This is a genomic window from Streptomyces sp. YIM S03343 (genome assembly GCF_054729195.1).
In genome coordinates, this window is sequence record NZ_JBPUKX010000001.1 from 4,960,049 (window position 1) to 4,972,677 (window position 12,629).

Sequence of the window (12,629 nt, forward strand, 5' to 3'; positions counted from 1 at the left end):
CCCTGCCGGGCCCCGGCAGCCCCGCGTCACCCCTCCGCGATCCGGCCCGCGTAGATGTCGCCCGGTGCCGGGAGCCGTACGTCGACCGGGGCGCCGAAGTCGTAGAGCAGCGTCGTCGAGGTGACCGCGACCGGGGTACGGCGGTGGCCGTTGACGAAACTGAACCGCTGCCGCAGTTTGCGCACCCGCCCCTGGTCGTCGAGATAGGCGTCGAACGGCACCCGTGCCGTGGCGAAGCCCCGCGCCGCCGCCTGCAGCGCCGCCCGGCCGTCCGCCGAGGCGCCCCGCGCCGCCGCAGCGAGATCGGCGGTGCCACGGAAGTGCCGTACCTCCGTGCCCCCCACCTCACTCCGCCCGAGATAGACCGCCGACCGGGTCCCGCACAGCACCTCCGCCGCGGCGAGCGGATCGGTGGCGCCGCCGGTGACGAGGTTGCCGTCGGAGATCGTGGCCGTGTCGATCCGCACCCACTTGTCGGCCGGCACTCCCGCTCCCCGGTTCTTCATGAACAGGGCGCCCGGTGCGAGGAGTTCGGTGATCGGCAGATGCTCGCTCGCCCCCGTCGGGTCCTGCGGCAGCGTCACGCGCAGTCGGCCGAGCCGGCGGCGGAAGTCGTAGCCGCCCTGGCCGCGGATGATGACCCGGGTGCCGCCGGTCGCCATCTCCATCGCCGTACCGGCCCGTGAACTGCCCGCCTGACGCAGCGCGTCGGCCGCGTGGCGCAGCACCCCGACCGCGTCGGGGGCGCCGCGCGAGTCCTCCGCGACCGCGCCGCCGCCCGCGCAGCCGGTGGCGCAGGCGCAGAGACCGGCCGCCACCAGCCCCGCCGTGACGACCGTGCCGCCCGGCCGCCGTCCGCGCTGCCGCTCCCGCTCCTTGGCCATCGCCTGCCTACCCCCGGTACGTCCGTCACGGGCCCCCTGTCGCTTCGGTTAACGACGGGTAGGGAGGCGCGTCACGCCGACAGGTCCCGGAGCGGCTCCGGGGGGCGGGCATATGAGTCCTTTATGCCGCCTGTGGGTAACGTTGAACGTGTGACGCAGTACGAAGGGCTCGACCAGCCGATGCTGGATGCGGAACACCGTACGACCACGGTCGAAAAGGGCCATTTCTGCCTTGCCCGGTGCAGCTGCGGCTGGCACGGCCCGGCCCGCCGGGCCCGGAGCCTGGCCCGGTCGGACGCTGCCGGACATCTCACCGGGGGCTGACCACCGCCCCCGCTGCGGAAGGCCGGGGCGCTGTGCCTGTCAGCGCGTGTCCGGTCCCGAGCGGATCCGCAGCGGGCCCAAGAGCTCGTCGATCAGGGTGCGGTCGCGCGGCTGGGTCAGCCGGTTGCGGGCCGCGGCCGGGGGCAGCCACAGGATCCGGTCCACCTCGTCGTTCGGGGTGAACCCGCCGTCGGCGGCCTCCGCCGCCCAGTAACGGACCTGCTTGGGGCGGCCGTTGGCCAGGTAGCGCATGGTGGGCAGCCGGCTGCCGGGGACCGCGGCGTAGCCCGTCTCCTCGGCGACCTCCCGCAGCGCTCCGGACAGCGGGTCCTCGCCGTGCTTCAGCTTGCCCTTGGGATGCGACCAGTCGTCGTACTTCGGCCGGTGGACGAGGCAGACCTCCAGTTCCCCGTCGACGGGGGAACGGCGCCACAGCACGCAGCCTGCGGCCTCGACGGGGGTGCCCTGGGGAGCGCCGCGGCCGGTGGCCGTGCCCCCGTCGGTCGTCGCGGAGTTCGCGGGCGTCGAGTGGTCGGCGGTCATGTCGCGGGCGGTCGCGCCGTTGGCAGTCGAGTCCGTGGTCGAATCGTGGCCGGTCGAATCGTTGGCGGTCGTGTCCTTCGGGCTGGTCACCGGTGCTTCACCGCTTTCCTCGGAAAGGCGTGTGCGGGTCAGGGAGAGCCGACTGTGTGTTTCTGCCAGGACTGCTGGAAGGCAAACCGGGCCGCCTCCACCTCGTGACGCTGATCGGCGTGCAGGACACCGAGGGCGTACGCCGTCGCCGGGGCGATACGCGGGGTGCGCGCCGCCGAGGCCGCGGCGGCCGCCGCCTCCGAGGCGTCGCGGTGCCGGTTGAGGGCCTGGCCCGCCGACAGCAGCCGCATGTCGACGGGGAGTTCGCCGCCGTAGAGCGCCTCGCGGGCGTAGCGGTGCAGACGCAGCAGCAGCCGTACCTGGTGCCAGGGGCCGTCCTGGGGATGCGGGGCGGGATCCGGGGACAGGCCGTGGATCAAGGCCTCCGCGTTGTAGGGGTGCCCGGCGGTGACCAGCGGCAGGGCGGCGACGGCGGCCGTGAGGCGCTCCTCGGCGGCGGCCGCCATCGGGCGCAGGTCGGCGGCGGGGGCGGCCGGGGTGAGCGGGACCTCGCTGGCCAGCACGGCGACCTTGTCGGCGACGGCGTGGAAGCGGGAGGAGCCGAGCGCCTGGAGGGCCGTGGAGTGGGCGCGGGTCCGGGCGAGGGTGAGCTGGCGCTCCAGCAGGGCGCCCGCCTTGGCCGCGCCGACGGTCAGCGCGGCCCGATCGCCGGACTGCTGGGCGGACTGGTGGGCGGGCGGCCCGGCCGCCGGTGCGCCGCCGCCGGGCTGCGAGGGGAGCACCGCCACCCCCGACAGCCGGTGCAGCGCCGCCAGCAGCCGCTCCAGCCGGGCCTCGTAGGCGTGTTCCAGCGCGAGCGTCCCGGAGAGCCAGGCGAGCTCGGGACGCATCGCCTCCGACCAGTCGGCGTCGAGGAGCGGGCGGAAGGTGTGCAGGCTGCCGCTGATGCGGCGGGCCGAGCGGCGCAGTGCGCGCGCCGCGTCGACGGACCCCTCCGCGCCGGCCGACGCGCCCCCGGTCTCCCGGTGCTGGCGCAGGGCGCGGAGGAACTCCGTGGCCTGGGCCCTCAGGTAGGACGCGAGTGCGTCCCCCGTGGGGGTGCCCCCGCTCTCGACCGCGGTCGAGAGCTTGGGGGCGGTCCCGGCGGCCGCGGGGTCCGTCGGTTCAAGGTGTTGCTGAGCCACGCCGGCGCCTCCGGGCGTCTATGAGCATCTCCTGGACATTGCGCAGGGGCTGGCCGTCCGCGTCGGTCGCGTGCCGGGTCCACTCGCCGTCGGGGCCCAGGCGCCAGGAGGAGGTGGTGTCGGACATGCCGGTCTCCAGGAGCCGGTTCAGGGCTGCGCGATGGGCCGGGTCGGTGACCCGGACCAGGGCCTCGATACGGCGGTCGAGGTTGCGGTGCATCATGTCGGCGCTGCCTATCCACACCTCGGGTTCGCCGCCGTTGCCGAAGGCGAAGATCCGGGAGTGCTCCAGGAAGCGGCCTAGGACGGACCGGACCCGCATGTTCTCCGACAGGCCCGGAACGCCGGGGCGCAGCGCGCAGATGCCGCGCACCCAGACCTCGACCGGCACACCCGCCTGGGACGCCCGGTAGAGGGCGTCGGAGAGGGCCTCGTCGACCAGGGAGTTGACCTTGATACGGACGAACGCGGGGCGGCCCGCGCGATGGTGCTGGGCCTCCTTGTTGATCCGGGAGATCAGTCCGTCCCGCAGCGACTTGGGGGCGACCAGCAGCCGGCGGTAGGTCTCCCGGCGGGAGTAGCCGGACAGCCGGTTGAACAGGTCGGAGAGGTCGGCGCCGACCTGCGGGTCGGCGGTGAGCAGGCCGAGGTCCTCGTAGAGGCGGGCCGTCTTGGGGTGGTAGTTGCCGGTGCCGACGTGGCTGTAGCGGCGCAGGGTCTCGCCCTCCTGCCGCACCACCAGCGAGAGCTTGCAGTGCGTCTTCAGCCCCACGAGCCCGTAGACGACATGGCAGCCGGCCTCCTCCAGCTTGCGCGCCCACTTGATGTTGGCGTGCTCGTCGAAGCGGGCCTTGATCTCGACGAGGACCAGGACCTGCTTCCCGGCCTCGGCGGCGTCGATGAGCGCGTCGACGATCGGGGAGTCGCCGGAGGTGCGGTACAGCGTCTGCTTGATCGCGAGGACGTCGGGGTCGCCTGCGGCCTGCTCCAGGAACGCCTGTACGGAGGTGGAGAAGCTGTCGTACGGGTGGTGCAGCAGGACGTCACGGCTGCGCAGCGCGGCGAAGATATCGGGCGCGGAGGCCGACTCGACCTCGGCGAGGTCGCGATGGGTGCCCGCGACGAACTTGCGGTACTTCAGCTCGGGGCGGTCGAGACCGGCGATACGGAAGAGACCGGTGAGGTCGAGGGGGCCGGTGAGCGGGTACACCTCGGCCTCGGTGATCTTCAGCTCGCGCACCAGCAGGTCCAGGACCTCCTGGTTGATGTTCTCCTCGACCTCCAGGCGCACCGGCGGCCCGAAGCGGCGGCGCATGAGTTCCTTCTCCAGGGCCTGGAGCAGGTTCTCGGCGTCGTCCTCCTCGACCTCCAGGTCCTCGTTGCGGGTGACCCGGAAGGCGTGGTGCTCCAGCACCTCCATGCCCGGGAACAGCTCCTCCAGATGGGCGCCGATCACGTCCTCCAGGGGGACGTAACGGCCCGGGGATGCCTCCAGGAAGCGGGAGAGCAGCGGGGGGACCTTGACACGGGCGAAGTGCGGGGTGCCGGTGACGGGGTTGCGGACCCGTACGGCCAGGTTCAGGGACAGGCCGGAAATGTACGGGAAGGGGTGCGCGGGGTCTACCGCCAACGGGGTGAGGACGGGGAAGATCTGGTGCCGGAACAGCGTGAACAGCCGTGCCTGCTCCTTCTCCGTGAGCTCGCTCCAGCGGACGAGATGGATGCCCTCCTCCGCCAGCGCGGGCGCGACGTCCTCGTGGTAGCAGGCGGCATGCCGCGCCATGAGCTCCCGCGACCGGGCCCAGATCATCTCCAGCACTTCACGGGGCTGAAGCCCGGAAGCGGACCGCGTGGCCACTCCGGTGGCGATACGCCGCTTCAGTCCGGCCACCCGGACCATGAAGAACTCATCGAGATTGCTGGCGAAAATGGCGAGGAAATTGGCGCGCTCCAGCAGCGGAGTCTCGGGATCCTCGGCGAGTTCCAGAACCCGCTCGTTGAACGCGAGCCAGCTCCGCTCCCGGTCGAGGAAGCGCCCCTGCGGCAACTGGACGCCGTCGGCCTGTGACTCCTCGTACACGTCGAGATCGGCGTCGAGGTCGGGTTCCAGGTCGGAGACCGTGGCGGCCACCGTGTGCGGCCGGTGCGCGGCTATGGAGCCCACGGAGGGCTGCGCGTGCTGGGCGTGCTTTACCTGCGCCTGGGCGTTTGGCTGGCTCATAACCCCATTCTTCCGCGCCAGGCGTGCGACGGGCGCGTCGGAAAGCACGGGCCCCGCGATCCGCCCCGGGGGCGGCGGAGGCTCTGGCACGACGGGTTTCATTGGCTGAGCTTTGCAAGGCCGTCTGAATCGATGGTTACGGAGACATGACGTGTGGGATAGCGGGGGGCGGCCCCCGGGGGTCGAGGCTGACCCCTTGTCGGCACCGCGGGCCCAAAAATTAGCCCCTCCGGCGTTTGAGGAGCGGGGGGACGGGGGCGGAGCCCCCGTGACGGGACGGGAAGGGGCGGCGGGGGCGAAAACCCCCGGCTGGCCCCCCGCCGTCGCAGCCGAACCGGTCGTAGGCCAGCCCTCACGTCTCGGTGCGATACATCAGATCCACCTCGTACGTCCGAAACCCCAGCCGCTCATACACACCCACCGCCGCCAGGTTGTCGGCATCGACATACAGCATTGCCGTAGGCACCCGCTCCCCCGCCAGATGCCGCAGCCCGATCACGGTGAGCGCCTTCCCGAGCCCACCCCCCTGGAACCCGGGCCGCACCCCGAGGACGTACACCTCCCCGAGCTGCTCCTCGGCGTGGACCTTGGTCCAGTGGAACCCCACGAGGCGATCCCCCCGGAAGGCGAGGAAGAACCCCCGCGGATCGAACCACGGCTCCGCCATCCGGTCGTCGAGGTCCCGCTGGGTGAGCCCGCCCTGCTCGGGATGATGCGCGAACGCCTCGGAGTTGACGGCGAGCCAGGCGGCGTCGTCCTGCCCGGGGACGAAGGTGCGTACCACCACCCCCTCGGGCAGCCGCGGCTCACCGAGCTCTCGCTCCAGCTCCGGCCCGTCCTCCAACGGCCGCCGCATCTGCCGCAGTTCACGGAACAACGTCATACCGAGCACCTGCGCGAGATGACGGGCCGCCGAGTGCCCACCGTGCGCCCAGATCCGCAGCCGCTTCCCGGACGCGGCGAGCAGTGCGGAACCGAGTGCCCGCCCGTGCCCCTGCCCGCGGTGGTCCGGATGCACGGCGAGTTCACCGGCCGGCGCCTCCACCGGATCGGTGTCCTCCAGCTGGGCGTACCCCACGAGCTGCCCGTCGACCCGGAGCAGCAGATGGGAGACGCCCTCACGCGCCCCGCCCCGCAGTTGCAGCCGCCCCTGCTCGGACACCGCCTGCTGCCCGTCGACCCGCGCGGCCTCTGCGAGCAGCGCCAGCACGGCGGAGGCCTGCTCGGGACCGAGCGAGGCGTACGTCTCGATGGCCCGGGAGCCGGAGGAAGAAGACGAACCCCCGGAGGATGAAGCAGACGAGGAGGACGAGGAAGACGAGGAGGACGAGGAGGATCGGGAGGACCGGAACGGAGAGGAATCCGCACCCACGGTGTCGTCGCTGGTCATGCGTACGAGGGTAAGCGGAGCCCCGCCGGAGCCCGGCGGGGTACAGGGACCCCCGCCAGAGCCCGGCGGGCAAAGTCGCGGCAAAACGGAACCCGGAATTAACCGCGAACATCCTTCCGCGCTACGCGCGTTGACCCTAGGCTGCCCGGCGACGGGGACATCGACAGCAGACGCACAGGGGGGCGCATGTCAGCCACTTCCCACCCGCACGACACCACCAGACGCGGTACGCGTACGAGGTTCTTCGCCGCCGCGGCCGGCCTGGCCACCGTCGCGGCCCTGTCCGCCGCACTCCCGGCGAACGCCCACGACAACGGCCCCGGCAGGGGCAGCAGCACCAGCCCCGGTCATGGCGGCCACGGCGGCCACCCCGGCCGCTACCAGGACGTCCAGCTCCTCTCCTTCAACGACCTCCACGGCAACCTCGAACCCCCGTCGGGCTCTTCCGGCCGGGTCACCGAGCTCCAGGCGGACGGCACGACGAAGACGATCGACGCGGGCGGCGTCGAGTATCTGGCCACGCATCTGCGCGACGCGCGCAAGGGCCACCCGTACTCGATCACCGCGGCCGGCGGCGACATGGTCGGCGCCTCCCCGTTGATCTCCGGCCTGTTCCACGACGAGCCGACCATCGAGGCGCTCAACAAGCTGAAACTGGACGTCACCTCGGTCGGCAACCACGAGTTCGACGAGGGCGCCCGGGAACTGGCCCGCCTCCAGAACGGCGGCTGCCACCCCACCGACGGCTGCTACGGCGCCGAGGGCTTCGACGGCGCCGACTTCCCCTACCTGGCGGCCAATGTCCTCGACGAGAAGACCGGCAAGCCGATCCTCAAGCCGTACTGGGTGTGGAAGAAGAACGGCGTCAAGATCGGTTTCATCGGCGTCACCCTGGAGGGCACCCCGAACATCGTCTCCGCGGACGGCGTCAAGGGCCTTCGGTTCAAGGACGAGGTCGAGACGATCAACAAGTACGCCAAGGTGCTGGACCGGCAGGGCGTGAAGTCGATCGTCGCGCTGATCCACGAGGGCGGCCAGCCCGCGTCGGCGTCGTACAACTACGACTGCGACTCCCCGGGCGCGGGCGACGGCATCTCGGGCCCGATCGTCGACATCGCGAAGAACATCACCCCGAAGGTGGACGCGCTGGTGACGGGCCACACCCACACCGCCTACGTCTGCTCGATCGCCGACCCGGCGGGCAACCCCCGTATGGTCACCTCGGCCGCGTCCTTCGGCCGCCTCTACACGGACACCACGCTGACGTACGACCGCCGCACGGGTGACATCGCCCGTACCGCCGTGCAGTCGGCCAACCGGGTGGTCACCCGGGACGTGCCCAAGGCGACGGACATGACCGAGCTGATCGCCAAGTGGAACGCCCTCGCCGCCCCCATCGGCAACCGTGCCATCGGCTACATCTCCGCCGACATCAACAACACCGGCACGGAGTCCCCGATGGGCGACCTGATCGCGGACGCGCAGCTGGCGTACGGCAAGGAACTGGACCCGTCGACCGACCTCGCCCTGATGAACCCCGGCGGCGTCCGGGCCGGGCTGACCTACGCGGCCAAGGGCTCCGAGGGTGACGGCGTGGTGACGTACGCCGAGGGCTTCACCGTGCAGCCCTTCGCCAACACCGTCAACCTCCAGGACTTCACCGGCGCCCAGGTGATCCAGGTGCTCAAGGAGCAGGTCAGCGGCAACAACGCGGCATCGCCGAGGGTCCTCCAGATCTCCTCCGGCCTGACCTACACGCTGGACCTGACGAAGTCCGGCGCGGACCGTGTCGTCACCGACTCGATCAAGCTGAACGGCGCCCCGATCGACCCGGCGGCCACCTACCGCGTCGCGACGAACAGCTTCCTCGCGGGCGGCGGCGACAGCTTCACCACGCTCGGCCTGGGCACGAACGACCTGGTCGGCACCGATGACCTGGCGGCGCTGGCGGAGTACCTCACGGCCCACTCCACCCCGGCGGCCCCGCTGGCACCTCCGGCGGCGAACCGGATCACGATCGTGAAGTAGGCGGCGGTACGCAGGGCAAGGGCCCGGCCCCCGTACGTGCATCACAGCGCACGTACGGGGGCCGGGCCCTTTTAGTATTTCTTCACCTCATCAATTCTATGTAAGGGCGAATTTGGTTCCGATGGCGGCCTGAAAATGGTTTCAGGCGCATCTCATGGAGGTCTCAGCCGATTTGGCGCTTTCCGGCTTCGGAGTGCCGTAGTGTTTTCCATGTCGACAGCGAACGACGCGAAAGCGAAGATAGCGAAGACGAAAAACACAGCGAATTCCAGAGAACTCAAAGGAGAAACCCATGAGCTTCCACAAGATCGTCCCGGTCAAGAAGCACCGCGAGCCCATCGCCCCGGCTCCGAAGCCCGTCGCCAAGAAGGTCGCGAAGAAGCCCACGCCCGCCCCGAAGCGCCGTCCGATCGACCACCAGGGCTGATCTGGCAAACTCCAAGGATTCCCTTATGTAAATCAGAAGTAATTGCAGCAGATCGGCAGCGAAACTGTTGCAGAACCGCGACAGAGAGGTAAGAAATCATGAGCTTCCACAAGATCGCCCCGGTAAAGAAGCACCGCAGGACGGTCGCCGCCCCGGCCCCGAAGCCCGTCGTCGAGAAGGCTGCCGCCAAGAAGCCCGTGCCCGCCCCGAAGCGCCGCCCGGTCGGCCAGCAGGGCTGATCCACGCCACGAGGCGGGGCCGACGGTGACCGGCAGTGCACTGGCACTGCCGCCCGACGGCCCCGCCTCGGCCATGCCCGAAAGTCTGAGAGCCCGAAGGAGCCCGGGAGCCCGGGAGCCCGGGAGCCCGAGAGCCCGAGAGCCCCGGATCGATCCAAGATTCGAGAGTCCGAGAGTCCGAAAGGGAGCTGTAGCCATGAGCGAAGCCCTCGTCGCCTTCCGCCGCTTCTGGCCGTTGACCCGGGGCGACCGCAAGTGGCTGGCGGTGATCGTGGCGTGCGTGGTGGTGTCCGCGCTCGCCGAGACCGCCGCGATCCTGCTGTTCGCCCAGCTCACCGACCATGCCCTGAAGGCCGGCTCGCTGTCCGCGTTCTGGGGCCCGGCGGCCGCCTGGCTGGGCGTCGCCGCGCTGGGCGCGTTCGTCGGCTACCTGGGCAACTCGCTCGCCACCTGGACCGCCGAGCGTTTTGTACTGCGGCTGCGCGCCGGGGTGTTCCGGCACGTCCAGAGCCTCCCGCCCCACTTCTTCCAGAAGCACCGCCAGGGCGACCTGGTCGAGCGTTTGACCGGAGACGTGGAAGCGATCGAAACGATGGTCGTCTCAGGAGTCGTAGGCACGATCTCCGCGGTCTTCTCGGCCGTCTTCTACGCCTGCGCCGCCTTCTGGCTCCGCTGGGACCTGGCCCTGGCCACCTTCGTCCTCGCCCCCCTCTTCCTGATCGCCGCGCGCCACTTCTCGGGCCGCATCAGGTCGGCGTCGAGAGACGAGCGGATAGCGGACGGCGCGATCACCTCGGTGGTGGAGGAGTCGCTGGGCAACGTCGTCATGACCCAGGCGTACAACCGGGGCCGGGACGAGGAGAAGCGGCTGGACACCGAGGCACACGCCTGGCTCCGGGCGAGCGTACGCGGGGCGAGGCTCGGGGAACTGTACGAGCAGTTCGTCGAGGTGGTGGAGACGCTGTGCGTGCTGGCGGTGATCGGCCTCGGCGTCTGGGAGATCTCCGCGGACCGTATGACCCTGGGCCAGCTCCTCGCCTTCGCCGCCTTCATCGGCTACCTCTACCCGCCGATCCGCAGCCTCGGCCAGCTGGGTCTGACGCTCACCGCGGCCACGGCGGGCGCGGAGCGTATCGGCGAGATCCTGGACGCCGAGCCGTCGGTGACAGACCCGGCGGAGCCGGTGGCGCCATGGCCCGTGCGCGGCTGGGTGAGCTTCCACGGGGTGTCGTTCCGCTACCCCGGCGCCCTCCGCCCCTCCCTCCGCGACGTGACCTGCACGGCGGCCCCCGGCGAACTGCTCCTGGTCACGGGCCCGAGCGGAGCGGGCAAGTCGACGCTGGCGAAGCTCCTGACCCGTTTCTACGACCCGTCGGCGGGCGCGATCTGCCTGGACGGCGTCCCACTCAGCGACGTCCCCCTCGACTTCGTACGGGAGAACAGTCGGGTAGCCGGAGCGTGTTGCCACGCCCCGGCCCCCTCAGAACCGGACGTGCGGCTGTTCACCGCATCCGGCTCAAGCGAGCCCCCAGAGCTGTTGCGCGCGTTCATGCTTGCCCGGCCCTCCTGTTGTCGCCAGCGTGGTGCTGGCGATGACATTCAGCGTGCACGAGGCGGAGGTTTGTCTTCTCGTCCGAGCCGCCGTGCCGCCTGTACACGAAGTGATGCTTGTGAAGCATCTTCATGGATGCCGAGAACCAGGCCGCCCACTCCCGCGGGCTGTCGGGCTCGAATTCGGCACCGGAGATCAGCGCCTGTTTACACAGGGGGCAGATTCCCTTTTGGCGAGCAGCCAGCGTGACAGACGTCCTGTCCGCCGTTGCTGGCATCTTTTTGCGCGAGCGGTTCGCCCAGTAATCGGCGAGCGTCGGATCATCAGGCGAGTACCCCGCCTTGAGACCGACGTGCCGTTCAATCTTGGTCCATCTGAGCTTGTACAGGTACATGCCGGTTTCCCGGTCACCGAATACCCATTTGCTCTGACGGTACGAGTTGAACTGACCGTAGTACCTTTCGGTACACCAGGTCTTTGATTTCCTCGGGTGCGTATGCCTGGCCCACTTGAAGGTCAGCTTCCACAAGTAGTCGTCCAGATCGCGGAACGTCTTCTTGGACACACCCGACCGGTAGTAGGTGGCCCATCCCCGAAGAATCGGGTTGAGCCGCTTCACCACGGCCATCACGTTGGACCCTCGATGGGCCAACATCTCGTCGCGGAGCCTTTTCCGGAACCTCTTGACAGCGGACTTGCTCGGCTTTGTGAGCAGTTTCCCGTTGTAGCGGCGGACATTGAACCCGAGAAAGTCAAATCCCTCTTCGAGGTGGACAACCCGTGTCTTTTCCTCGTTGAAGGACAGCCCTCGCGGCTCCAGCCACCCGGCCAAGTCATCCTTGACCCGATACGCCTGACTCTCGCTGTGACAGAACACGGCAAAGTCGTCTGCGTACCGCACAAGTACCGGTGCGTCTCTCCGCTGCCACAGCGTGGCACCTTCGAGACAACCGGCCGCTGCACTCATCCCGTGAAGAGCGATGTTCAGCAACAGTGGGCTCACCACGCCACCTTGAGGAGTTCCCTCCTCGGTAGGCGCGAACCGCGTGTTCTCCATGATCCCTGCCTTGAGCCAACCCCGAATCATTCCCCTGCCGGGGAAGTGTCCGAGGCTTGTCAGCAGGTGCGCATGGTCGATCCGGTCGAATGCCGATGCCAGGTCCGCGTCGAGCACCCACAGCCGTTGTGCCCGTCTCTGGGCCACCGTGCTGAAGATGTTCGTGATCGCATCGTGGCACCCTCGCCCGGGGCGGAAACCGAAGCTCTGCGCCTCGAAGCGAGCTTCCCACTCGGGTTCCAGCGCATTCTTGACCATGGCCTGGCGGGCCCGGTCGCACATGACTGGAATTCCCAGCGGGCGTCGTTTCCCGTTCGCTTTGGGGATGTACACGCGCCGAACAGGACGGGCATGGTCGGTGATGGGTTGGGCAGCCAGTTCGGCCACCATCCGTCCGCGCTCCTTCGGAGTCAGGGCGGTTTCACCGTCGATGCCGGCCGTCCGGCGTCCGGAGCTCAACTGGGCCACCCTCTTCACGCTTACCTGCACGTTCGAGTGAGACCTCAGCATGAGCTTCTGCAAGTTTCGGACTATCTTCAAGTCCCCTTCGCGCGTAGCTGTGAAGATGCGCTGCCGCAGTCGCCGTACCGACGCTTCTGCCTTGGCCCAGTCGATGCTGTTCCATGCCTGCGTGTGGTCTTCGGGTCCGTTCGCCAGAGCAGGCCGGACAGTTACTCCTGTCCTCGTTCCTGAACTCGGCATCTAACTTGCCCCTCAGTTCTGGTTTCC

10 protein-coding genes and 1 pseudogene are annotated in these 12,629 nt (G+C 69.6%); 5 read left to right on the plus strand and 6 right to left on the minus strand.

The features are described from left to right. Positions 1-26: 26 nt before the first annotated feature. A complete protein-coding gene (locus tag ACSYGN_RS21505; RefSeq protein WP_460398008.1) occupies positions 27-884 on the minus strand; it encodes a hypothetical protein in 858 nt (285 codons plus the stop codon). A 150-nt stretch (positions 885-1,034) separates the two neighbouring features. Between ACSYGN_RS21505 and ACSYGN_RS21510 the strand changes: the two genes are divergently transcribed. After that, positions 1,035-1,208 carry a hypothetical protein gene (locus ACSYGN_RS21510; protein WP_460403957.1) on the plus strand — a complete coding sequence of 58 codons (174 nt, stop codon included), beginning with the start codon at positions 1,035-1,037 and terminating at the stop codon, positions 1,206-1,208. Positions 1,209-1,247: 39 nt separating this feature from the next. Here the strand turns inward: ACSYGN_RS21510 and ACSYGN_RS21515 are convergent, their stop codons facing one another. The 4 genes from ACSYGN_RS21515 to mshD form a co-directional block, all read right to left on the minus strand. Further along, complete coding sequence (locus ACSYGN_RS21515) at positions 1,248-1,751, minus strand: NUDIX hydrolase (RefSeq protein WP_460403632.1); 504 nt, start codon at positions 1,749-1,751, stop codon at positions 1,248-1,250. A 128-nt stretch (positions 1,752-1,879) separates the two neighbouring features. Further along, positions 1,880-2,986, minus strand: coding sequence for a CHAD domain-containing protein (locus ACSYGN_RS21520; protein ID WP_460398010.1), 1,107 nt, complete (start codon positions 2,984-2,986; stop codon positions 1,880-1,882). After that, complete coding sequence (locus tag ACSYGN_RS21525) at positions 2,967-5,207, minus strand: RNA degradosome polyphosphate kinase (RefSeq protein ID WP_460398012.1); 2,241 nt, start codon at positions 5,205-5,207, stop codon at positions 2,967-2,969. The genes ACSYGN_RS21520 and ACSYGN_RS21525 overlap by 20 nt, the downstream gene beginning before the upstream one ends. Positions 5,208-5,559: 352 nt before the next feature. Beyond that, positions 5,560-6,597 (minus strand): mycothiol synthase, encoded by a 1,038-nt coding sequence (gene mshD / locus ACSYGN_RS21530; protein ID WP_460398014.1) that lies wholly within the window; start codon positions 6,595-6,597, stop codon positions 5,560-5,562. Positions 6,598-6,783: 186 nt separating this feature from the next. Between mshD and ACSYGN_RS21535 the strand changes: the two genes are divergently transcribed. The 4 genes and pseudogenes from ACSYGN_RS21535 to ACSYGN_RS21550 form a co-directional block, all read left to right on the plus strand. Then, complete coding sequence (locus ACSYGN_RS21535) at positions 6,784-8,625, plus strand: bifunctional metallophosphatase/5'-nucleotidase (RefSeq protein ID WP_460398016.1); 1,842 nt, start codon at positions 6,784-6,786, stop codon at positions 8,623-8,625. A 292-nt stretch (positions 8,626-8,917) separates the two neighbouring features. Continuing rightward, positions 8,918-9,052, plus strand: coding sequence for a hypothetical protein (locus ACSYGN_RS21540; RefSeq protein ID WP_460398018.1), 135 nt, complete (start codon positions 8,918-8,920; stop codon positions 9,050-9,052). Between the two features lie 98 nt (positions 9,053-9,150). Next, positions 9,151-9,291, plus strand: coding sequence for a hypothetical protein (locus ACSYGN_RS21545; protein ID WP_460398020.1), 141 nt, complete (start codon positions 9,151-9,153; stop codon positions 9,289-9,291). Positions 9,292-9,487: 196 nt separating this feature from the next. Then, positions 9,488-10,732: pseudogene (locus ACSYGN_RS21550) on the plus strand (ABC transporter ATP-binding protein); the annotation flags it as partial. Positions 10,733-10,838: 106 nt separating this feature from the next. Here ACSYGN_RS21550 and ltrA read toward each other — a convergent pair. Next, a complete protein-coding gene (gene ltrA / locus ACSYGN_RS21555; protein WP_460398022.1) occupies positions 10,839-12,602 on the minus strand; it encodes a group II intron reverse transcriptase/maturase in 1,764 nt (587 codons plus the stop codon). Between the last annotated feature and the right edge of the window lie 27 nt (positions 12,603-12,629).

Coding starts and splice junctions, on each gene's coding strand:
- ACSYGN_RS21545 (WP_460398020.1), top strand. CDS start 9,151: ATGAGCTTCCACAAGATCGCCCCGGTAAAGAAGCACCGCAGGACGGTC.
- ACSYGN_RS21540 (WP_460398018.1), top strand. CDS start 8,918: ATGAGCTTCCACAAGATCGTCCCGGTCAAGAAGCACCGCGAGCCCATC.
- ACSYGN_RS21515 (WP_460403632.1), bottom strand. CDS start 1,751: ATGACCGCCGACCACTCGACGCCCGCGAACTCCGCGACGACCGACGGG.
- mshD (WP_460398014.1), bottom strand. CDS start 6,597: ATGACCAGCGACGACACCGTGGGTGCGGATTCCTCTCCGTTCCGGTCC.
- ltrA (WP_460398022.1), bottom strand. CDS start 12,602: ATGCCGAGTTCAGGAACGAGGACAGGAGTAACTGTCCGGCCTGCTCTG.
- ACSYGN_RS21525 (WP_460398012.1), bottom strand. CDS start 5,207: ATGAGCCAGCCAAACGCCCAGGCGCAGGTAAAGCACGCCCAGCACGCG.
- ACSYGN_RS21505 (WP_460398008.1), bottom strand. CDS start 884: ATGGCCAAGGAGCGGGAGCGGCAGCGCGGACGGCGGCCGGGCGGCACG.
- ACSYGN_RS21535 (WP_460398016.1), top strand. CDS start 6,784: ATGTCAGCCACTTCCCACCCGCACGACACCACCAGACGCGGTACGCGT.